Below are 20,066 nucleotides of genomic sequence, written 5' to 3'. Positions count from 1 at the left end.
ATGCCATGAAGACCAACGCGTCGCCGCCGGTGCATCGCTGGCCGGTTCGAATCACTCATTGGATCAACCTGTTCGCCATGGTGTGCATGTTCATGAGCGGTTGGGAAATCTACAACGCCTCGCCGCTGTTCGATTTCCGCTTTCCGCCGCAGATGACGCTCGGCGGTTGGCTGGGCGGCGCGATTGGTTGGCATTTGGCGGTGATGTGGCTATTGGCGCTCAACGCCGTCTGCTATCTGCTGTGGAGCCTGTTCAGCGGCCATTTTCGCCGCGATCTGTTGCCGCTTCGCGCCGACGCGCTGCGGCAGGATATCTGGCTGGCGATGACGCTGCGCCTGCGCCACCGGCATGGCCGCTACAACGCCATTCAGAAACTGATGTACCTCGGCGTACTGGCGCTGGGGCTATTACTGGTGCTGTCTGGCCTGGCGATTTGGAAACCGGTTCAGCTGCAGGGATTGGTCGCGCTGTTTGGCGGCTTCGACTTCGCGCGCTACGTGCATTTCTTCGCCATGGCCGGCATCGGCCTGTTTGTGGCGATCCACGTCTTTATGGTGGTTGTCGTGCCCAAAACCCTGTGGGCGATGATAACGGGTGGCAAACATGAATGAGAAAAAACAGCGGGCAACCGCGCCGACGCTGGAACCGGACCAAAAAAAGCAGCTGGTCAATCTGCAACGCCGGCTGATGTTGCGCTCCGGGCTGACGCTGGGCGGCATCGCCATGCTGACCGGGTGTAATCTGCAAGACGGCGATCGGGTGGATAAGGTGCTGTGGGCTATGTCGCGCTGGAACGACCGGGTGCAGGCCTGGCTGTTCAGCGGCCAGCGGTTGGCGCAAACTTACCGGCCGGACCAGATCACTCACCCCTTCCCCTTTAACGCATTTTACCCGGAATACAACGTCCCCGAGATCGATCTCGCCGGCTACCGGCTTGAGGTCGCGGGGAAAGTGGAGAAAAAAGCGCCCTGGACGCTGGAACAGCTGCAGCGGCTGCCGCAGCAAAGCCAGATCACGCGCCTGATCTGCATTGAGGGCTGGAGCGCCATTGGCCAATGGGGCGGCGTGCCGCTGCGCACCTTTCTGCAGCACGTCGGCGCGGATCTGAATGCCGGTTACGTCGGCTTCAAATGCGCCGATCGTTACTACGCCAGCCTCGACATGGCCACCGCGCTGCACCCGCAGACCATCCTGGCGCTGGATTTCGGCGGCAAGGCGCTGCCGGCGGACTACGGCTACCCGCTGCGGCTGCGCGTGCCGACCAAGCTGGGGTTCAAAAACGCCAAACATATCGCCGCGATCTTCGTCAGCGACGTCAATCCGGGCGGCTATTGGGAGGATCAGGGCTACAACTGGTTCAGCGGCATTTAGTTTTGCGCGGCGCTGCGCACAACCTTCATCGGCGGCTGGAGGATCGTCTCCGCCGCGGTTAATAATCTGTTCGTCACAAAAGGGATAACTATAGGAAAAATAATAGTAAAAAGGATTTTATCATGGATATTGATGTGAGGGAGTCACACACTGGAATAGCAGACACATACAGATATCAGATTGCCGTCAGAAAAGGTGATGGTAAATCGGCCATCTATCATTTGGATTTCAAGAGAATTGGGCAAAACATGCACCATTGGTTTGCCCCAGTGTATGTGGACACTGCTCTCCTCAATAATGCTTTCTCTCTGGAGTTTTATGATGTTAAGGCGTTGAGCGACGTAAACAGGCATCGGCGCTCAGCTTTCGATACCTATACTGCAATGCATTATACCCTTCTCCAACGCGAACGCTTATTCGTTGTTGGCATCGGGGAAACTCTTCTCAAGTTTGCCTATCAGTATCATGCCAGGATCATCTTAAGTGCACCGTTAAGGCCAGCATTAGCTAAAATTTATGATTTTTTGTTGAAAAAATACGCGCACAAAGGGCATTATTTATACAAAATAGAGTTTATAAAGGACGGCCTCTATGTCATCGAAATCCCACGTAGCCCCCATAGCATCCCATACTTGCCAACAGCACGTTAAGGAACAGCGCCTGAAAGAGATGCAAGCCTTCCACGAAGAGTGGTGGGAACAAAGGCGCCGCGAATGGCGTGAACGCGGCGGCGTTGAAGCCAGTGAACCGCCCGCACGTAGCATCGATACCGAACTTTCATCCTGATTCCGGTTCGTTCTTATTCTTCTTCTCCCGCCGTCAGCAATGCAATCCCCGCTTGCTCAATGGCCTCCCGCGCGGCGGCGGGCAACCCTTCGTCGGTAATGACGGCGTCAAAGGCAGCGATCGGCAGCGCCAGATAGGTGGCGACTTTGCCGTATTTGGACGTATCGCTGAGCAGAATGCGGCGGCGGCTGGCCTCGACGATGGCCTTCTTCACCATCACCTTATCTTCGTTCGGCGTCGACAGGCCGCGCATGCTCCACGAAGAGGCGGAGATGAACGCCAGATCGATAAACAGACCGCGCAGCGCCTGCGCCGCCGCCTCGCCGACGCAGGAACGGTTTTCCCGGCACACGGTGCCGCCGGTGTGGATGATTCGGCACTGGCTATGCTCTATCAGGAACCCGGCGATGACAAAGTCGTTGGTCACCACCGTCAAATCGTCACGTTCTCCGATCTGTTTCGCCAGCGCCAGCGTGGTGGTGCCGGCATCCAGATAGATACAGCCATTGGCGGGAATTTGCCGCGCCGCCAGCCGACCGATGGCGATTTTCTGCCGGCCGAACATCCCCTCTTTGGTCTGGTGAGAAGGTTCGCTCGCCACCCGTTCCGGCGCCTGCACGCCGCCCGAGACCGACTGCACCGCCCCCTGCTCTTCCAGCTTTTGCACGTCACGGCGGATCGTCATATGTGACACCCCCAGCCGTTCGGTCAGCTCGGCGATGCTGACGACGCCGCGTTCGGATACCAGCGCAAGAATTTGTTGATGGCGTTCTACAGGTATCACGGTTCCCTCTCGTTGCTGCGGTGATAATAATTGTGATTTTACGTCAATTTTCGTTCGCCGATAGCCCTAATTTCTCGCAGCGTGACGGCGAGCGCAGTTAGGCCAGCCAAAAATAAACTTATTTAAAAACATAATAGTAATGTTGCTTCAGGCCAGAAATCGCACGAAAAACCCGTTTCACGCATTGTTAATTATTGTGATAGCGATCGCGGATAATCAGCCGACAAGCGCTTACATTTAACACAACAAAACAAATTATCACTAAAATTAACAGGAGTGCAGTATGACACACCCAGGGAATTATGCCGTTTGCGTCATCGGTCTGGGGGCGATGGGCATGGGCGCCGCGCGTTCATGCCTCCGCGCCGGATTGACCACCTACGGCGCCGATCTCAATCCGCACGCGCTGGCGGCGCTGCAACAGGCTGGCGCGAAACAAGCGTCTACCAGCGCCTGCGACTTCGCCGCCGAGCTGGACGCCGTGTTGCTGCTGGTGGTGAACACCGCGCAGGTGAAGCAAATCCTGTTCGGCGAGCAAGGCCTGGCGCCGCAGCTCAAGCCGGGCACGGCGGTGATGGTGTCTTCGACCATTTCCGCCGATGACGCCAAACAGATCGAGCAACGGCTGCTGGACTATGGCCTGGCGATGCTGGACGCGCCGGTTTCCGGCGGGGCGGCCAAGGCGGAAGAAGGCCAGATGACGGTGATGGCCGCCGGCGCCGACGCCACCTTCGCGCGCCTGCAACCCGTGCTGGACGCCATCGCCGGCAAGGTTTACCGCATCGGCGAAACCATCGGCCTGGGCGCGACGGTAAAAATCATCCACCAGCTGTTGGCCGGCGTGCACATCGCCGCCGGAGCGGAAGCCATGGCGCTGGCCGCCCGCGCCAACATCCCGCTGGACGTCATGTATGACGTCGTCACCCACGCCGCCGGCAACTCCTGGATGTTCGAAAATCGCATGCGCCACGTGGTCGACGGCGACTATACGCCCAAATCGGCGGTGGATATCTTCGTCAAGGATCTGGGGCTGGTGGCGGATACCGCCAAGGCGCTGCATTTCCCGCTGCCGCTGGCCTCCACCGCCTTCACCATGTTTACCGCCGCCAGCAACGCCGGCTACGGTAAAGAAGATGACAGCGCGGTAATCAAAATCTTTGCCGGCATCGATCTGCCGCAGAAAAAGGAGACGCTCTGATGCAACTCGGCGTAATCGCGGATGATTTTACCGGCGCGACCGACATCGCCAGCTTTCTGGTGCAAAACGGCCTGCCGACGGTGCAGTTGAACGGCGTGCCGCAGGACGAAACGCCGGTCGACGCTCAGGCGGTCGTCATCAGCCTGAAATCGCGCTCCTGCCCGGCAGAGCAGGCGATCGAACAGGCATTGCAAGCGCTGGCCTGGTTGCAAAAACAGGGCTGCCGCCAGTTCTACTTCAAGTACTGCTCCACCTTCGACAGCACCGCACGGGGCAATATCGGCCCGGTGACCGACGCCCTGCTCGCCGCGCTGGGGGAAAATTTCACGGTTGTTTCCCCGGCGCTGCCGGTAAACGGCCGCACGGTCTATCAGGGCTACCTGTTCGTCGGGGAACAGATGCTGTCTGAGTCCGGCATGCGTCATCACCCGGTCACGCCGATGACCGACAGCAACCTGCTTCGCCTGATGGAATCCCAGGCCGCCGGACGCTGTGGGCTGGTGACGGCGGCGGAAATGGATCGCGGCGCCGAGGCAGTCAGCGAGAAGCTGCAGCAACTGGCGCAGGAAGGCGTGCGCTACGCGGTGCTGGACACGCTCAACGAACGGCATCTGCTTACCCAGGGCGAAGCGTTGAAAACGATGAAGCTGGTGACCGGCGGTTCGGGCCTGGCGATCGGTTTGGCGCGGCAATGGGCGCAGAACGGCGATCGCGCGGCAGAAGCGGCCGGCGCGCCGCTGGGGGAAAAGGCGGCGGTACTGTCTGGCTCCTGCTCCGTCATGACTAACCGGCAGGTGGCGCACTATCGCGAACGCGCGGCGGCGCAGGCCATCGATATCGACCGTTGCTTCGATCCCCAGACGCGCGCCGCCTACGCCGTCGAGTTGGCGCACTGGGCGCAGCGCCATGCCGGAGAAGCGCTTGCCCCGCTGATCTACGCCACTGCATCGCCGGAGTCGCTGCAGCAAACGCAACAACGGCATGGCGCCGCCGCCAGCGAGGCGGTGGAAGCTTTGTTCGCCGAGCTGGTGGTGCAACTGCGCCAGTTGGGATTCAGCCGCTTTATCGTCGCCGGCGGCGAAACCTCCGGCGTGGTCACGCAGGCGCTGGGTATTCGCGGCTTCCATATCGGCCCCAGCATTTCCCCCGGCGTTCCCTGGGTGCGTGCCAGCGATCGGGCGATTTCCCTGGCGCTGAAATCGGGTAATTTTGGCGATGAAGCCTTCTTCGCGCGCGCGCAAACGGAGTTCCCGGTATGAGCATGACGATTGAACAGCAGGCGCGTGAAGAGATGGTGCGCCTGGGCGCCTCGTTTTTCCAACGCGGCTACGCCACCGGCTCCGCCGGCAACCTCTCGCTGTTGCTGCCGGACGGCGCGCTGCTGGCGACGCCGACCGGCTCCTGTCTCGGCGAGCTGCAGGCCGATCGCCTGTCTAAAGTGAGCCTGAACGGCGACTGGCTCTCCGGCGACAAACCGTCGAAAGAGATCAGCTTTCATCGGGCGCTCTATCTGAACAACCCCGAATGCAAAGCGGTAGTGCACTTGCATTGCACCTACCTCACGGCGCTCTCTTGCCTGCAGGGGCTGGACGCCGACAACGCCATCAAACCGTTCACCCCCTATGTGGTGATGCGCGTCGGCAAGGTGCCGGTGGTGCCTTACTACCGGCCCGGCGACGAAAGGCTGGCGCAGGATCTGGCCCGCCTGGCGCCGACCCACCGCGCCTTTTTGCTGGCCAACCACGGGCCAGTGGTGACGGGTAAAGACCTGCGAGCGGCGGCGGACAATACCGAAGAGATGGAAGATGCAGCGCGGCTGATCTTCACCCTCGGCGATCGTCCGATCCGCTATTTGACCGCTGATGAAATTGCCGAATTACGGAGCTGAACCATGCCTAAATTTGCCGCCAATTTGTCGATGATGTTTACCGAGGTGCCGTTCCTCGATCGCTTTGCCGCCGCTGCCGCACAGGGCTTCAGCGCGGTGGAATTCCTGTTCCCTTACGAGCATCCCGCCGATCTGTTGGCCGAGAAACTGCGCGAACACGGCCTGCAACAGGTGCTGTTCAACACCGCGCCCGGCGATGCCGCCGCCGGCGAATGGGGGCTGGCGGCGCTGCCGGGCCGCGAACGGGATGCGCGCGCCGATATCGATCGCGCGCTGGCCTACGCCATCGCCCTTTCCTGCCCCTGCGTGCACCTGATGGCCGGCGTGGTGCCCGCAGGCGCGGATCGACGGCGTTATCTCGACACCTTTATCGCCAATGCGCGTTATGCCGCCGACGCTTTTGCGCCGCATGGCGTCAAGGTGCTGATCGAGGCGCTCAGCCCGCCGGTCAAGCCCGACTACCTGTTCGCCAGTCAGCATCAGGCGGCGGAAGCGGTGGCGGCGATCGAAAGACCGAACGTGTTCATCCAGTTCGATTTTTTCCACGCGCAGTTGGTGGACGGCAATATCAGCGGGCTGCTGGAGACGCTGGCCGGGCGCTACGCGCATATCCAGATAGCCTCGGTGCCGGATCGCCATGAGCCGGACGAGGGCGAACTGAATTACCCGTGGCTGTTCGACAAGCTGGATGCGCTCGGCTATCAGGGCTGGATCGGTTGCGAATACCGCCCGCGCGGCGACACCGCCGCCGGGCTCGGCTGGCTGAAGCCTTACCGCTAAAGCCGCACGCCGACACCAGGAAATCGATTTTATAACAATGAAACGCACCCGTATCGCCACGCGGCGATCGCGGTGCCCAACGCTTACCCAACGAAAGGCTTTTTTCATGTCTACCTCTCTGCTGTTGCTGATTGCCGTACTCGGCGTGGTGCTGCTGTTATTGATGGTGATTAAGGCGAAGGTGCAACCCTTTGTCGCGCTGTTGGTGGTCAGTTTGCTGGTGGCGCTGGCCAGCGGCATTCCGACCGGCGAAGTGATGAAAGTGATGACCGCCGGAATGGGCGGCGTGCTCGGCTCGGTGACCATCATCATTGGTCTGGGGGCGATGCTCGGCCGCATGATCGAACAATCGGGCGGCGCCGAGTCGCTGGCGCAGCGTTTCAGCCAGGGTCTGGGGCCGAAACATACCGTCGCGGCGCTGACCCTCGCCGCGTTTATTCTCGGCATTCCGGTCTTCTTCGACGTCGGCTTTATCATTCTGGCGCCGATTATCTATGGTTTCGCCAAGGTCGCCAAAGTGTCGCCGCTCAAGTTCGGCCTGCCGATGGCCGGCGTGATGTTGACGGTACACGTCGCGCTGCCGCCGCACCCCGGCCCGGTCGCCGCCGCCGGCTTGCTCAACGCCGACATCGGCTGGCTAACCATTATCGGCCTCGCGATCTGTATTCCGGTCGGCGTTATCGGCTATTTCGCCGCCAACTACCTCAACCGCAAAACCTATCCGTTATCGATAGAGGTGCTGGAACAGCTGCAGCTGGCGGCGCCGGAGCCGCGTCCGGAAGATCACGCGCCGCTCAGCGATCGCATCAACCCACCCGGCGCCGGCCTGGTGGCGGCGCTGATCGTCATCCCGATCGCCATCATCATGCTCGGCACCGTCTCCGCCACGCTGTTGCCGGCCGGCTCGGCGCTGCGCGACGCGCTGTCGCTGCTAGGGTCGCCGGCGGTGGCGCTGATGATCGCCCTGCTGTTGGCCTTCTATTTCCTGGCGCTGCGCCGCGGCTGGAGCCTGCAACACGCCGGCGACGTGATGGGGGCCGCGCTGCCGACCGCCGCAGTGGTGATCCTGGTAACCGGCGCGGGCGGCGTGTTCGGCAAGGTGCTGGTGGAGTCCGGCGTCGGCAAGGCGCTGGCGGAAGTGCTGACGGCCATCGGCCTGCCGCTGGTGCCCGCCGCGTTTATCATTTCGCTGGCGCTGCGCGCCTCGCAGGGTTCCGCCACCGTGGCGATCCTGACCACCGGCGGCCTGTTGTCGGAAGCGGTCAGCGGCTTGAATCAGCTGCAGCTGGTGCTGGTAACGCTGGCGACCTGTTTCGGCGGGCTCGGGCTTTCGCACGTCAACGACTCCGGTTTTTGGATCGTCACGCGCTATCTGGGGCTGTCGGTGGCCGATGGCCTGAAGACCTGGACGGTGTTGACCACCCTGCTCGGCCTGAGCGGCTTCCTGTTCACCTGGCTGTTGTGGCTGGCGGCGTGATTTCTCTGGCATACTGAACGCCGTTGTTTTTCATCGCCTTTCACCCTGTGCAGGAGCAGCAACATGACCGTAATCAACACCGCGCCAACGCTTATCACCGAACGCCTGCGGCTGGACGCGCACACGCTGGACGACTTCGACTCGCTGGCCGCGCTGTGGGCCGACCCGCTGGTGGTGCGCTATATCGGCGGCACCCCGCGCGACCGGGAAGACTCCTGGGGGCGCCTGATGCGCTACGTTGGCCACTGGGCGCTGTTGGGATACGGGTATTGGGCGGTGCGTGACAAGCAGAGCGGCGAGTACCTCGGCAGCATCGGCTTTTCCAACTTCCTGCGCGACATCACCCCGGCGCTCGATGCGCCGGAGATGGGCTGGACGCTGGTGAGTTCGGCGCACGGCAAAGGCTATGCCACCGAGGCGCTGCGGGCGGCGCTGGCCTGGGGGAAAACGCACCTGCCGGGGGAAAAAACCGTCTGCATCATCTCACCTGAAAACCAGGCTTCGCTGGCGTTGGCGAAAAAGGTCGGCTTCAGCGAAAGCCACCGCAGCGAGTACCATCAAAACCCGATCGTGGTGATGCACTGCCCGCTTTGAATGCCTAAGCGCGTTGCACCGCCAACGCCGTCTGAATGAAGTTGTCCCGCAGCGCGTCGGTGCGCTGCGGATCCCAGGCGATACCGACCTGCCACTCCGTCTCCTCGCCGCTCAGCGGTAAAATGTCGATGCCGGCCGGCGCGATATGCGTGATGCTGTGCGGCAGCAGCGCGACGCCGACGCCGGCGGCGACCAACGCCAACAGCGTCTGGATGTCGCCGGCCTGCTGCACCACGTTCGGCGTCAGGCGGTGAGCGGCGATAAACCGCAGCGACTGATCGCTCAGCCCGCGCCCGCGTTTAGGGGTCAATTGCAACAGCGGCAGCTGATTGAAACGCGTCATCAGCTCGTCGGCGCGCAGCGCCAGCGCGCCCGGCGCGGCCAGCACCAACCGATCGCTCAACAACGCGACGCCGCACAGCGGCGTATTGACCGGCAAGCGCACGAACCCCGCCTGCAACTCTCCCTGCAGCAACAGCTGATACTGCCGCTCCGACGGCAGATCTTCGAGGCCAATCGCCACCTCGGGAAACCGTTGGCGAAAGGCGGCCACCAGCTGCGGCGCCAGATGAAAACTGGACAGGCCAAACCCCAGCGCCAGCCGCCCCGCTTCCCCGAGCGCTACCCGCCGCGCGCGCCGCTGAAACTGCTGATACTGTTCCACCAGCGCCTGCGCCTCCGGGTAAAGCCGCCGCCCGCCGGCAGTGAGCACCGCCCCTTGTCGGCCGCGCTCGAACAGCCGAACGTCAAGCTGGGCTTCCAGCGCCTGAATTTGCTTGCTCAGCGCCGGTTGGCTGATACACAGCAGGCTCGCCGCCTGCCGATAGTTGCCCTGCTCCGCCAGCGCCACCAGGGCGCGCAGTTGTTTTATATCCATTCCATTAGGTTATCAAATAAGGAATTTAATTGATTATACAGTAATCAATTCGCCTGCTGTAATCAATGCAGACCCCAACCGGAGAGATCCCATGACCACCTCATTACGCGCCGCCACGGTGCAATTCCAGCATCGCGCCAATGACAAGAATTACAACCTGTCGACCATGGAACGCTTTATCGCGGAAGCGGCCGAACAACAGATACAACTGTTGGCCTTCCCGGAAATGTGCGTCACCGGCTATTGGCACGTGCGCCATCTGTCCGACGCCGAAGTGCGGGCGCTGGCGGAGCCGATCGTGAGCAGCCCTTCGCTGGCGCGCATTCGCCCGCTGGCTGAGCGTTACAACATGGCGATTGGCGTCGGGCTGATCGAGCTGGGCGATGACGGCCTGTGTTACAACGCCTATGCCGTTTGTCTGCCGGACGGCGAACTGCATGTGCACCGCAAACTGCACGCCTTCGAGCACCCGGCTATCGCCAGCGGCGACCGCTATACGGTGTTCGATACCCCCTGGGGCGTACGCGTGGGCGTATTGATCTGCTGGGACAATAATCTGGTGGAGAATGTGCGCGCAACGGCGCTGCTGGGCGCGGAGGTGCTGATCGCCCCGCACCAGACCGGCGGCACCCATTCGCGCAGCCCGCACGGCATGAAGCCGATCCCGCAGGCGCTGTGGCAGCGGCGCGTGGAAGATCCGCAGGCGATAGAAGCCGCCTTTCGCGGCGAACACGGCCGCGGCTGGCTGATGCGCTGGCTGCCGTCGCGCGCTCACGACAACGGGCTGTTCTTGCTGTTCAGCAACGGCGTGGGCCGAGATGACGATGAAATACGCACCGGCAACGCGATGATCCTCGATCCTTACGGCCGGATCGTGGCGGAGACCTGGGCGGCGGAAGACCGGATGGTCAGCGCCGAGCTCGATCTGACGCTAATCCCGCTCAGCACCGGTCGCCGCTGGATCTACGGGCGGCGCCCCGAGCTGTACGGGTTGTTGACCGAGCCGCAAGGCTACGAGCGCGATGCCCGCAGCGCGCGCTTTTCGACGCAGCCGACGGGGCGCGGCGGTGAATGACAGATAAAAAAAAATCCGCCCGGAGGCGGATTTTTTATGGGTGCGGCAAACAAGGCCGCAGGTTCATGCCCGCAGGCACGAACACACTTAGAAGCGGTAGCCTACGCCAACGTTCCAGGTGCCAACGTCAACGCTGCGAATGCGGTTCTGCTCGTAACCGACATCCAGGGCAACGTTCTCGATTGGGTTGAACTGCAGACCGGCGCCGTAGGTGAAGCCGTAGTCAGCGGTGTCGTGACGAGAAGTGCCGTTCTGAGCGTTGGTAGTGAATTTACCGTAACCCAGGCCAACCAGACCGTAGATGCTCGCCCAGTCATTGATGCGGTATGCTGGACCGGCAGAGATAGAGTTGTACTGAGCTTTGTTATAGAAACCGTCCTGAGAACCGTCCTTTTCCAGGTGGGTAAAGGAACCGATTACGCCCAGTGGGTTGTTGTCGAACTCGTAACGGTATTTCAGGTTGAAACCGTCGGCTTTGTTAGCAACGCCTTGGAAATCACCCTGCGCATAGCCAGCGGATACGGTGCTCTGACCAGCGAATGCGGTACCTGCGCTAACTGCTAATACGCAAGCTGCTACTGCGGAAAGACATGCAATTTTTTTCATAACCACCTCAAACGCGTTTTATTATTAAGTACATCCATTTGTTCATGCTTTGAAAATATAACAAAAATTAGCGTGAAACTCTGCCTTGAAATGAGTGTCTAATGCTTTATATCGTGTAACAGAAGATTTCAAGAACAGTGTATCTTCTTCTTTTCGCTCTATTTTCGGCCGTATTCTACGACTTTCTGTGACAAAAATCACCTATTTAATATCCAGATAATTCTTAAGAAAAAGCGCATTTTTTGACCAAATCCGCCACATCTCATCCGAGGATCGGCGGATTTCACCGCGATGCGCGCTTTTCTCAGACAGATTTTCGCCATTTCATTTACACTGCTCGCATCCCCGTTTCGACCGTTTTCTCAAGGCTGAGGAACGGCGCATAAAAGGCCCGTTAAGGATGTCGTTATCTACTGCCGGCAGAGCGCCCTCCGCGCTGCTGCCCATTTGTCTGTTAATCATCGCCATGGTGTCGATCCAGAGCGGCGCTTCGTTGGCCAAAAGCCTGTTCCCGATCGTGGGCGCGGAAGGCATCACGACGCTGCGTCTTTTCATTGGCACCCTGATTCTGTTCATCATCTTCCGCCCGTGGCGCATGCGCATCGCCGCCGGCAGCCGCTTGCCGCTGTTGATTTACGGCCTGTCGCTCGGCGCGATGAACTACCTGTTCTACCTGTCGTTGCGCACCGTGCCGCTCGGCATCGCCGTGGCGCTGGAGTTTACCGGCCCGCTGGCGGTGGCCATGTTCTCGTCGCGGCGGCCGATTGACTTCCTTTGGGTGGCGTTGGCGATCGCCGGGCTGTGGTTCCTGCTGCCGCTTGGTCACGGCGTAGGCGGAATCGACCCGTTCGGTGCCGCCTGCGCGCTCGGCGCCGGCGCCTGCTGGGCGGTCTATATCATCTTCGGCCAGAAGGCCGGCGGCGATCACGGCCCCGGCACGGTGGCGCTCGGCTCGCTGATCGCCGCGTTGGTGTTCTGCCCGATCGGCGCCTGGCAAACCGGCAGCGTGCTGTTCAACGTTGAGATTCTGCCGATAGCGCTGGCGGTGGCGATCCTCTCCACCGCGCTGCCTTATTCGCTGGAGATCATCGCGCTGCCCAAAATTCCGGCGCGCACCTTCGGCACCTTGATGAGCCTGGAACCGGCGATGGCGGCGTTATCCGGCATGCTGTTCCTCGGCGAACACCTGAGCGGCGTGCAATGGCTGGCGCTGGCGGCGATCATCGCCGCCTCCATGGGCTCCGCCCTCACCATTCGCCCCAAACCTCGCCTCGAAAGCCTTTCCTGATGACCCGACTCGCCTGCAGACCGCAACGTCGGAATGCAGGCGGGTTAACTGTTTTCCTCGTGACAAGTCGGCATACTTCCCCTTAGCCTGTATCGCAGGCTCTTTGGACTTTCGCTCACATGGAGAATAACAGTGATTCACAACAGCCTGTTCAACCCACGCTTCGGCCGCGGACTCGCGCCGGCGCTGGTTTCAACCCTGACCGAATTGCGCCGATGCGACCTGCCAGAACTGGCGCTGGGGCATCACCCGATCGACGGCGACAACATCTTTATGGACGTGATGACGCTGACCACCGCGCCGGCGGCGGAAAAGCGCGCCGAAATGCATCAGGAATACATTGCGCTGCATCTGCTGATCAGCGGTGAAGAGCGCATCGAATACGGTCTGGCGGGCAACGGACATCGCGAACAACCCCACGCGGAAAATAGCGATCTGCTGCTGCTGGACATCAAACGCCACCCGCAAACACTGCACATGACGCACGGCATGTTCGCCCTCTTTTTCCAGATGGAGCCGCACAAGACCGGCTGCGTGTGGCAGCGGCCACAGCAAATCAAGAAAGCGGTGGTGAGGATCCATCACCGTCTGCTGCTGTGAACCTGCGGCAGCGCCCGTAGAAAATCGGCGGCCTGGCGGGGAGAACGCAGGCGCACGAAACGGCGTCCGGCGTCGGGACGAGCCATCTCCGCCAGGTATTTTCGCCGGTTCTTCGAGTAAGTGCGGATCGTCCAGAGCACGATCGACTCGCGGCTGAAGAAAGAACGGCGGAAGCTTTCCCGATTGCCGGTGCCCGGCCACAGCTCGCTTTTGCCGGCCGCGCGTCGGCACGCGCGGCGCACGGCCTGCCACAGCGTGCGGCCGAAACCGTAGTCCAGCCACAGAATATAATCGACCTCGCGCCACTTGATCGGCTGCGTGCGGCTGTAATTGCCGTCCAGCACCCAGCCCTCCCCCGCTTCGGCCAGCGTCTGTTCAAGCCGCGCCAGGAACGCGTCATCGGGCGTTCCCTGCCATTCGGGCCGCCAATACAGCCTGTCCATCTCGATATAGGGCACACCAAGCCGTTCCGCCAGTTGACGCGCCAGGGTACTTTTACCGCTGCCGCTGGTGCCGACGACGTTAATTTTCATTATTCGCCTATAAAGAGAGAGGATAATTGCCCTACTGTAGCGGCATCAATTACCGCTATCAATATGAATGGATGAGAAATTAACACCACGATAACAAAGCGGATATTTAGCCGAAGCCCGCAGGCGAAAAAATAAAATAACCAAGGTAAATTTTCACAGCCATAAACAATAAATCAGCGAATGATAAATAACTATATTTTTCATGGTGTTGCATTAATTAAAAATTCAACCAGATCCATTATTCGTAGGCTAACCCTATTTGTGCAATAGCCATTTTCGTCCGGCAAAAATAAACAGCCCTGCTATAATTGATCCCGTAACGAAATAGGACAACGACTAATCAAGAGGATATCTGATATGAGTACCGCTAAACTGGTGAAAACGAAATCTTCTGATCTGCTGTATACCCGTAACGATCTGGACGAAAAAATCAAACTGGCCGCCATCAAGGCGCTGAACCATCAGGTCGTGCAATTCATCGATCTCTCGTTGATCACCAAACAGGCGCACTGGAACATGCGTGGCGCGAACTTTATCGCGGTTCATGAAATGCTGGACGGCTTCCGCACCGCCATCATCGAGCACCAGGACACCTTCGCCGAGCGCGTGGTGCAGCTGGGCGGCGTGGCGCTGGGCACCGTACAGGTGGTGAACGATCGCACGCCGCTGAAAAGCTATCCGACCAATATCCACAGCGTGCAAGAACACCTGAAAGCGCTGGCCGATCGCTACGGCGCGGTGGCGAATGACATCCGTAAGGCCATTACCGAAGTGGAAGACGAAGACACCGCCGACATGTTCACCGCCGCCTCGCGCGATCTGGACAAGTTCCTGTGGTTCATCGAATCCAACATCGAATAACGCCGCAGCGCGTTGCAGACCGCCCGTTGTGCCGGGCAGAACAGGCTGGGCTTCGCCCGGCCTGTTTTCTTTTGCGCGGCCGTTGAATTGTGCAAAAAACGGCCCATATTAAACGGTAGGTTTCCCTTGTCAGGAGGTCATGATGGCCAGCGGCTGGGCGGCGGACGGCGCCGTACAAGATCAAATTGATTCTACCGTCGACGATGCGGTGCAGCGCGCGCGTGATGCGCTCGGGCATGGCGAGAGCGAGCGCTATTGCCAGGAATGTGGAGAACCGATCCCCGAGGCGCGCCGCAAGGCGCTGAAGGGGGTGCGTTTTTGTGTCACCTGCCAGGCCGAACAAGACAAAAAACACGCGGCCAGCAGCCTGTACAACCGGCGCGGCAGCAAAGACAGCCAGTTGCGCTAGCATTATCTGCTCCCCTTTTTCCCCTCTCGCGGTCACGCTTGCACCGTCAATGGATCATGAAAGTTAGAGTTAGTTATCAATATTGAAGCAAAAACGTTAAAGAACGGTTGTTTCACAGCCAAAATTTGGTTAATGATAGCCCCGTGCACCAAGATAATTCTTACGCACCATTTCGGTGCCTCATTGTGGTGCATAACCATAACTATTCGCCGTCACGGCACAACATCACGCAGTAACTCTTTGTTTTTATATTAGTTGAAAACATGGCACGATTTTTTCATGGCACCAACTGCAATATAAAAAATGGGTAATCCGCAACCTGTACAGGAATTCCTCTCATGAAGTCGATTTTTAAAGTCTCCCTGGCCGCACTCTCCCTGGCCTTTGCCGTAAGTTCCCACGCAGCAGACAAACTGGTGGTCGCCACCGACACCGCTTTCGTTCCTTTTGAGTTCAAGCAAGGCGACAAATACGTCGGCTTCGACATCGACCTGTGGGCCGCCGTCGCCAAAGAGCTGAAGCTGGACTACACCCTGAAACCGATGGACTTCGGCGGCATCATTCCGGCGCTGCAGACCAAAAACGTCGATCTGGCGCTGGCCGGCATCACCATCACCGATGAGCGCAAGAAAGCCATCGACTTCTCAGACGGTTACTACAAAAGCGGCCTGCTGGTCATGGTCAATGCCGACAACAACAGCGTGAAAGGCATCGACGATCTGAACGGTAAAGTGGTGGCGGTGAAGAGCGGCACCGGCTCGGTGGATTACGCCAAGCAGCACATCAAAACCAAGGATCTGCGTCAGTTCCCGAACATTGACAACGCCTATATGGAACTGGGCACCAAGCGCGCCGACGCGGTGCTGCACGACACGCCAAACATCTTATACTTCATCAAGACGGCCGGCGCCGGCAAGTTCAAAACCGTCGGCGATTCGCTGGAAGCGCAGCAGTATGGCATCGCCTTCCCTAAAGGCAGCGATGCGCTGCGCGAGAAGGTGAACGGCGCGCTGAAAACCCTGCGCGAGAACGGCACCTATAACGAAATCTACAAGAAGTGGTTCGGCACCGAACCTAAGTAAGCGGTGAACTTGGCACGCTATTAACTTAAGCACAGGGGGTCGCTTAACCCCCTGCGCTTCGTTGTATCTGATACCCACGTTTGGGATCACCGGGAGAAATATCATGCAGTTCGACTGGAGCGCCATCTGGCCCGCCATTCCTATCTTGTTAGAGGGCGCCAAAATGACCCTGTGGATTTCGGTCCTCGGTCTGATTGGCGGCCTGATCATCGGCCTCGTCGCCGGCTTTGCCCGCACCTACGGCGGATGGATCGCCAACCACATCGCGTTGGTGTTTATCGAAGTGATCCGCGGCACGCCGATCGTGGTGCAGGTGATGTTCATCTACTTCGCCCTGCCGATGGCGTTCACCGATTTGCGCATCGATCCGTTCACCGCGGCGGTGGTGACCATCATGATCAACTCCGGCGCCTACATCGCGGAAATCACCCGCGGCGCGGTGCTGTCTATCCATAACGGTTTCCGCGAAGCCGGGCTGGCGCTCGGCCTGTCGCGCCGCGAAACCATCCGCTACGTCATTATGCCGCTGGCGCTGCGCCGCATGCTGCCGCCGCTGGGCAACCAGTGGATCATCAGCATCAAAGATACCTCGCTGTTCATCGTGATCGGCGTGGCGGAGCTGACCCGTCAGGGTCAGGAAATTATTGCCGGTAACTTCCGCGCGCTGGAAATCTGGAGCGCCGTGGCGGTTATCTACCTGATTATTACTCTGGTGCTGAGCTTCGTGCTGCGTCGTCTGGAAAGAAGGATGAAAATCCTGTGATTGAATTTAAAAACGTCTCCAAGCATTTTGGCCAAACCCAGGTGCTGCACAACATCGATTTGAAGATCGACAAAGGCGAAGTGGTGGTGATCATCGGGCCGTCCGGCTCCGGCAAATCCACCCTGCTGCGCTGCATCAACAAGCTGGAAGAGGTGACCAGCGGCGATCTGATCGTCGATGGCCTGAAAGCCAACGATCCGAAAGTGGACGATCGGTTGATCCGCCAGGAAGCCGGCATGGTATTCCAGCAGTTCTACCTGTTCCCGCACCTGACGGCGCTGGAAAACGTCGCCTTCGGCCCGATCCGCGTGCGCGGCGCGAAGAAGTCCGATGCGGAAAAGCTGGCGCGCGAGCTGCTGGCCAAGGTCGGTCTGGCGGAGCGCGCCCATCACTACCCGTCCGAACTGTCGGGCGGCCAGCAGCAGCGCGTGGCGATCGCGCGCGCGCTGGCGGTGAAGCCGAAAATGATGCTGTTCGACGAGCCGACCTCCGCGCTCGATCCGGAGCTGCGCCACGAAGTGCTTAAGGTGATGCAAGACCTGGCCGAGGAAGGCATGACGATGGTCATCGTCACCCACGAAGTCGGCTTTGCCGAAAAAGTGGCGTCGCGCCTGATCTTTATCGACAAGGGCCGGATTGCCGAAGACGGCAACCCGCACGATCTGATCAACCATCCGCCGAGCCCGCGTCTGCAGGAGTTTCTGCAGCACGTGTCCTGATCCTGGCGATTTAACGGCGGGCGTTGCACGCGCCCGCCGCTTTCATTCCGCACGCTCTCCCACGCCCCATCGCGCTTCCTTTCCTACTATATTGATTGTTTTTCATCGTATTGCTCTGACATCCGCCGATCACAGAACGCCAAAGAGAGGAACCATGCCGCCAAACGCAGACTCCCGACGAGGTTCTCATCTGCGAGAACACCTGCTTTTCCTGCTGCTGCTGTTGACCCTGAGCGTCTTCGCAGCACCGGCGCTGGCGCAAAATGCGCCGCCTGCGCCCGCCGACAAGAGCGAGCAGCAGAAAGCCGCCTACGCCGCGCTGGCCGATCTGCTGCAAGACGACCAAGCGCGCGCGGAACTCATCGACCACCTGAAACAGACCGCCGGCGACGCTACGGCCGCCGCGCCGACAACGCCGGAGGAATCGACGCCCGTTACGCTGAGCGACAGCCTGAACTCGCTGGCGCAGGAAGGCATCGGCATCTTTAACCAGAAGCTCGGCGCGCTGCAAAAGCTGATCGATTCCGGCCCGAAGCGCGTTTTCAATCCCGCCGGCTTTTTCCGCGCGCTGGGCTACTTTCTGCTGACGGTGGCGGTCACCTTTGCGCTGTTCCACCTGATCCGCCGGCTGATCGCGCCGCTGTACAAGCGCATGGGCAGTTGGGGGCACAACGCCAGGCTGCAGCGCGGCCCGTGGTATAAGCGCCCCGCCGCCATTCTCGGCGCTTTCGCCATCGATCTGCTGGTGCTGCTGCTGGCGCTGGCGGCAGGCAACCTGTTCGCCCGCCACGTCCACGCCGACAGCGCCACCATCCTGCGGCTGCAGACCCTGTTTCTCAGCGCCTTCGCGGTAATTGAATTTTTCAAGGCGGTGCTGCGGCTGATTTTCGCCCCCAGCTTCGACTATCTGCGCCCGTTCCCCTTCAGCGATCGGAGCGCGCGCTATTGGAACACCCGCCTCGCCTGGCTCAGCGGCCTGATCGGCTATGGCCTGATGGTGGTGGTGCCGGTGGTGGCGGTGCAGATCAGCTATTCGGCCGCCGCCGCCGTCAACCTGGTGGTGATGCTGGCGCTGACGCTGTACGCCATTTGGCTGATCCTGCACAACCGCAAACCGATACAGCAACAGATCAACCTGCTGGCCGAACGGTCGATGGCGTTTTTCAGCGTGATCCTGCGCGGGCTGGGGCATGTCTGGCACCTGCTGGCGATCGCCTATTTTCTGGTGCTGTTCGTGCTGTCCCAGTTCGACATCGGCAACAGCCTGCGCTTTATGATGAGCGCTACGGTAAAAAGCCTGCTGGTGGTCGGCGTCGGCGCCCTGCTGTCCGGCATGCTGACCCGCTGGATTTTCCGCCGCATTTCGCTGCCGACCGACGTCAATTTGCGCTATCCGATGCTCGAGCGGCGCATCAACTCTTACATCCCCAACGGGTTGAAGATACTGCGGGTGATGGTGGTGCTGGCAGTGACGCTGTTTCTGCTCGATGCCTGGCATCTGATCAACCTGTATCAATGGGCGGGCAGCGAAAATGGCCAGCGGACGCTCGGCGGACTGGTGCATATTCTGCTGATCCTGTTGATCGCCGTGTTCAGCTGGACGCTGATGGCCAGCATCATCGAGCACCGCCTGGCGCTGGAGCTGAGCAACGGCGTGCGGCCGAGCGCGCGCGAACGCACGCTGCTGACGCTGTTTCGCAACGTGTTGGCTATCGTTATCAGCACCATCACCGTGATGATCGTGCTGTCGCAGGTCGGACTGAACATCGCGCCGCTGCTGGCGGGCGCCGGCGCGCTGGGGCTGGCCATCAGCTTCGGCGCCCAGACGCTGGTGAAAGACGTGATCACCGGCGTGTTCATCCAGTTTGAAAACGGCATGAACACCGGCGAATACGTGACCGTCAGCGGCATCACCGGCACCGTGGAGCGCATGACCATCCGCTCGATCGGCCTGCGCGACGACTACGGCGTCTATCACATCGTGCCGTACTCTTCGATCACCACGCTGGCCAACTATGCGCGTGAGTTCGGGGTATACCGCGCCAATTACACCGTCAGCCGCGACGAGGACATCGATCGGGTCAATGCGGTGCTGCATCAGGCCATCGAGGCGCTGAAGCAGGATGAACAGGTGAAGCATTTCCTGATTGGCGAGCCGGTCTTCAACGGCGTGGTGGCGCTGGGCGATCGCTCGTTCACCACCCGCGTGACGGTGCGCACGCAGGCGCTGAAACAGTGGGTGGTGCAATACGCCCTCGACCGGCTGGTGAAAATCCATTTCGATCGGGCCGGCATCGGCATGCCGCAGCAGGCGATGCAGATTTCCCGCGCGCCGCAGCCGCATGACGAGCAGGCGCCGCCCGCGGCGATCTGAG

22 protein-coding genes are annotated in these 20,066 nt (G+C 60.2%); 18 read left to right on the top strand and 4 right to left on the bottom strand.

All coding sequences use genetic code 11. The features are described 5' to 3' along the window. Positions 1 to 5: 5 nt before the first annotated feature. The 3 genes from H7A77_RS04280 (at position 6) to H7A77_RS04270 (ending at position 2,021) form a co-directional block, all read left to right on the top strand. A complete protein-coding gene (locus H7A77_RS04280) occupies positions 6 to 611 on the top strand; it encodes a cytochrome b/b6 domain-containing protein (protein ID WP_042783999.1) in 606 nt (201 codons plus the stop codon). Next, the gene (locus H7A77_RS04275; protein ID WP_033650565.1) at positions 604 to 1,371 is read left to right on the top strand and encodes a molybdopterin-dependent oxidoreductase; all 768 of its coding nucleotides are present in this window, start codon (positions 604 to 606) and stop codon (positions 1,369 to 1,371) included. Before H7A77_RS04280 ends, H7A77_RS04275 begins: the two co-directional genes overlap by 8 nt. A 122-nt stretch (positions 1,372 to 1,493) precedes the next feature. Next, on the top strand, positions 1,494 to 2,021 hold the full coding sequence (locus tag H7A77_RS04270) for a hypothetical protein (RefSeq protein ID WP_046896946.1): 528 nt from the start codon (positions 1,494 to 1,496) through the stop codon (positions 2,019 to 2,021). 149 nt (positions 2,022 to 2,170) lie between these two features. Here the strand turns inward: H7A77_RS04270 and ygbI are convergent, their stop codons facing one another. Continuing rightward, positions 2,171 to 2,941: a DNA-binding transcriptional repressor YgbI gene (ygbI, locus tag H7A77_RS04265; RefSeq protein WP_042783995.1), complete on the bottom strand. Its 771-nt coding sequence runs from the start codon at positions 2,939 to 2,941 to the stop codon at positions 2,171 to 2,173. Positions 2,942 to 3,224: 283 nt separating this feature from the next. On the opposite strand from ygbI, the gene ltnD reads away from it, so the two are divergent. The 6 genes from ltnD (at position 3,225) to H7A77_RS04235 (ending at position 8,878) form a co-directional block, all read left to right on the top strand. After that, a complete protein-coding gene (gene ltnD, locus H7A77_RS04260) occupies positions 3,225 to 4,139 on the top strand; it encodes an L-threonate dehydrogenase (protein ID WP_182073863.1) in 915 nt (304 codons plus the stop codon). Next, positions 4,139 to 5,398, top strand: coding sequence for a 3-oxo-tetronate kinase (otnK, locus tag H7A77_RS04255; protein WP_304621528.1), 1,260 nt, complete (start codon positions 4,139 to 4,141; stop codon positions 5,396 to 5,398). Before ltnD ends, otnK begins: the two co-directional genes overlap by 1 nt. Beyond that, on the top strand, positions 5,395 to 6,027 hold the full coding sequence (locus H7A77_RS04250; RefSeq protein WP_089191378.1) for an aldolase: 633 nt from the start codon (positions 5,395 to 5,397) through the stop codon (positions 6,025 to 6,027). Before otnK ends, H7A77_RS04250 begins: the two co-directional genes overlap by 4 nt. Positions 6,028 to 6,030: 3 nt before the next feature. Then, positions 6,031 to 6,807: a 2-oxo-tetronate isomerase gene (gene otnI, locus H7A77_RS04245; RefSeq protein ID WP_046686680.1), complete on the top strand. Its 777-nt coding sequence runs from the start codon at positions 6,031 to 6,033 to the stop codon at positions 6,805 to 6,807. Positions 6,808 to 6,913: 106 nt separating this feature from the next. Then, entirely contained in the window at positions 6,914 to 8,284 is a 1,371-nt protein-coding gene (locus H7A77_RS04240) for a GntP family transporter (RefSeq protein ID WP_033642396.1), read from the top strand. A 63-nt stretch (positions 8,285 to 8,347) separates the two neighbouring features. Next, positions 8,348 to 8,878 carry a GNAT family N-acetyltransferase gene (locus tag H7A77_RS04235; protein WP_033650561.1) on the top strand — a complete coding sequence of 177 codons (531 nt, stop codon included), beginning with the start codon at positions 8,348 to 8,350 and terminating at the stop codon, positions 8,876 to 8,878. A 4-nt stretch (positions 8,879 to 8,882) separates the two neighbouring features. On the opposite strand, the gene H7A77_RS04230 is transcribed toward H7A77_RS04235, so the two are convergent. Next, a complete protein-coding gene (locus H7A77_RS04230; RefSeq protein ID WP_047572167.1) occupies positions 8,883 to 9,755 on the bottom strand; it encodes a LysR family transcriptional regulator in 873 nt (290 codons plus the stop codon). 91 nt (positions 9,756 to 9,846) lie between these two features. On the opposite strand from H7A77_RS04230, the gene H7A77_RS04225 reads away from it, so the two are divergent. Beyond that, positions 9,847 to 10,830: a nitrilase family protein gene (locus H7A77_RS04225; protein WP_149542594.1), complete on the top strand. Its 984-nt coding sequence runs from the start codon at positions 9,847 to 9,849 to the stop codon at positions 10,828 to 10,830. An 87-nt stretch (positions 10,831 to 10,917) separates the two neighbouring features. Here the strand turns inward: H7A77_RS04225 and ompX are convergent, their stop codons facing one another. Further along, positions 10,918 to 11,436, bottom strand: a complete 519-nt coding sequence (ompX, locus tag H7A77_RS04220) for an outer membrane protein OmpX (protein WP_019454480.1) — start codon at positions 11,434 to 11,436, stop codon at positions 10,918 to 10,920. 400 nt (positions 11,437 to 11,836) lie between these two features. On the opposite strand from ompX, the gene rhtA reads away from it, so the two are divergent. Continuing rightward, the gene (gene rhtA / locus H7A77_RS04215) at positions 11,837 to 12,724 is read left to right on the top strand and encodes a threonine/homoserine exporter RhtA (RefSeq protein ID WP_033650558.1); all 888 of its coding nucleotides are present in this window, start codon (positions 11,837 to 11,839) and stop codon (positions 12,722 to 12,724) included. A gap of 132 nt (positions 12,725 to 12,856) precedes the next feature. After that, complete coding sequence (gene nanQ, locus H7A77_RS04210; RefSeq protein WP_033642391.1) at positions 12,857 to 13,324, top strand: N-acetylneuraminate anomerase; 468 nt, start codon at positions 12,857 to 12,859, stop codon at positions 13,322 to 13,324. Here the strand turns inward: nanQ and H7A77_RS04205 are convergent. Continuing rightward, the gene (locus tag H7A77_RS04205; protein WP_047025035.1) at positions 13,306 to 13,857 is read right to left on the bottom strand and encodes a shikimate kinase; all 552 of its coding nucleotides are present in this window, start codon (positions 13,855 to 13,857) and stop codon (positions 13,306 to 13,308) included. The two genes, nanQ and H7A77_RS04205, sit on opposite strands and share 19 nt — an antisense overlap. Positions 13,858 to 14,214: 357 nt before the next feature. Here H7A77_RS04205 and dps point away from each other — a divergent pair, with 357 nt between their 5' ends. From dps to ybiO, 6 genes are all read left to right on the top strand, one after another. Continuing rightward, entirely contained in the window at positions 14,215 to 14,718 is a 504-nt protein-coding gene (dps, locus tag H7A77_RS04200; protein ID WP_016928514.1) for a DNA starvation/stationary phase protection protein Dps, read from the top strand. A gap of 142 nt (positions 14,719 to 14,860) precedes the next feature. After that, on the top strand, positions 14,861 to 15,127 hold the full coding sequence (locus tag H7A77_RS04195) for a DksA/TraR family C4-type zinc finger protein (RefSeq protein WP_033642389.1): 267 nt from the start codon (positions 14,861 to 14,863) through the stop codon (positions 15,125 to 15,127). A gap of 338 nt (positions 15,128 to 15,465) precedes the next feature. After that, positions 15,466 to 16,209, top strand: coding sequence for a glutamine ABC transporter substrate-binding protein GlnH (glnH, locus tag H7A77_RS04190; RefSeq protein WP_016928516.1), 744 nt, complete (start codon positions 15,466 to 15,468; stop codon positions 16,207 to 16,209). A 103-nt stretch (positions 16,210 to 16,312) separates the two neighbouring features. Next, positions 16,313 to 16,972 (top strand): glutamine ABC transporter permease GlnP, encoded by a 660-nt coding sequence (gene glnP / locus H7A77_RS04185; RefSeq protein ID WP_004939229.1) that lies wholly within the window; start codon positions 16,313 to 16,315, stop codon positions 16,970 to 16,972. Continuing rightward, complete coding sequence (gene glnQ, locus H7A77_RS04180; protein ID WP_004939230.1) at positions 16,969 to 17,691, top strand: glutamine ABC transporter ATP-binding protein GlnQ; 723 nt, start codon at positions 16,969 to 16,971, stop codon at positions 17,689 to 17,691. Before glnP ends, glnQ begins: the two co-directional genes overlap by 4 nt. Before the next feature lie 154 nt (positions 17,692 to 17,845). Continuing rightward, a complete protein-coding gene (gene ybiO, locus H7A77_RS04175) occupies positions 17,846 to 20,065 on the top strand; it encodes a mechanosensitive channel protein (protein ID WP_182073862.1) in 2,220 nt (739 codons plus the stop codon). The last annotated feature ends 1 nt before the right edge of the window (position 20,066 follow it).

The organism is Serratia sp. ME47, from assembly GCF_903970925.1.
In the GTDB taxonomy this organism is placed as follows: domain Bacteria; phylum Pseudomonadota; class Gammaproteobacteria; order Enterobacterales; family Enterobacteriaceae; genus Serratia; species Serratia ureilytica.
Note: the sequence above shows the minus strand (reverse complement) of the source record. Positions and strands in the feature narration are given on the sequence as shown.

Bases quoted from the DNA above. Each gene is read 5' to 3' on its own strand.
- H7A77_RS04280 (WP_042783999.1), top strand. From the start codon at position 6: ATGAAGACCAACGCGTCGCCGCCGGTGCATCGCTGGCCGGTTCGAATC.
- H7A77_RS04275 (WP_033650565.1), top strand. From the start codon at position 604: ATGAATGAGAAAAAACAGCGGGCAACCGCGCCGACGCTGGAACCGGAC.
- H7A77_RS04270 (WP_046896946.1), top strand. From the start codon at position 1,494: ATGGATATTGATGTGAGGGAGTCACACACTGGAATAGCAGACACATAC.
- ltnD (WP_182073863.1), top strand. From the start codon at position 3,225: ATGACACACCCAGGGAATTATGCCGTTTGCGTCATCGGTCTGGGGGCG.
- otnK (WP_304621528.1), top strand. From the start codon at position 4,139: ATGCAACTCGGCGTAATCGCGGATGATTTTACCGGCGCGACCGACATC.
- H7A77_RS04250 (WP_089191378.1), top strand. From the start codon at position 5,395: ATGAGCATGACGATTGAACAGCAGGCGCGTGAAGAGATGGTGCGCCTG.
- otnI (WP_046686680.1), top strand. From the start codon at position 6,031: ATGCCTAAATTTGCCGCCAATTTGTCGATGATGTTTACCGAGGTGCCG.
- H7A77_RS04240 (WP_033642396.1), top strand. From the start codon at position 6,914: ATGTCTACCTCTCTGCTGTTGCTGATTGCCGTACTCGGCGTGGTGCTG.
- H7A77_RS04235 (WP_033650561.1), top strand. From the start codon at position 8,348: ATGACCGTAATCAACACCGCGCCAACGCTTATCACCGAACGCCTGCGG.
- H7A77_RS04230 (WP_047572167.1), bottom strand. From the start codon at position 9,755: ATGGATATAAAACAACTGCGCGCCCTGGTGGCGCTGGCGGAGCAGGGC.
- H7A77_RS04225 (WP_149542594.1), top strand. From the start codon at position 9,847: ATGACCACCTCATTACGCGCCGCCACGGTGCAATTCCAGCATCGCGCC.
- ompX (WP_019454480.1), bottom strand. From the start codon at position 11,436: ATGAAAAAAATTGCATGTCTTTCCGCAGTAGCAGCTTGCGTATTAGCA.
- rhtA (WP_033650558.1), top strand. From the start codon at position 11,837: ATGTCGTTATCTACTGCCGGCAGAGCGCCCTCCGCGCTGCTGCCCATT.
- H7A77_RS04205 (WP_047025035.1), bottom strand. From the start codon at position 13,857: ATGAAAATTAACGTCGTCGGCACCAGCGGCAGCGGTAAAAGTACCCTG.
- dps (WP_016928514.1), top strand. From the start codon at position 14,215: ATGAGTACCGCTAAACTGGTGAAAACGAAATCTTCTGATCTGCTGTAT.
- H7A77_RS04195 (WP_033642389.1), top strand. From the start codon at position 14,861: ATGGCCAGCGGCTGGGCGGCGGACGGCGCCGTACAAGATCAAATTGAT.
- glnH (WP_016928516.1), top strand. From the start codon at position 15,466: ATGAAGTCGATTTTTAAAGTCTCCCTGGCCGCACTCTCCCTGGCCTTT.
- glnP (WP_004939229.1), top strand. From the start codon at position 16,313: ATGCAGTTCGACTGGAGCGCCATCTGGCCCGCCATTCCTATCTTGTTA.
- ybiO (WP_182073862.1), top strand. From the start codon at position 17,846: ATGCCGCCAAACGCAGACTCCCGACGAGGTTCTCATCTGCGAGAACAC.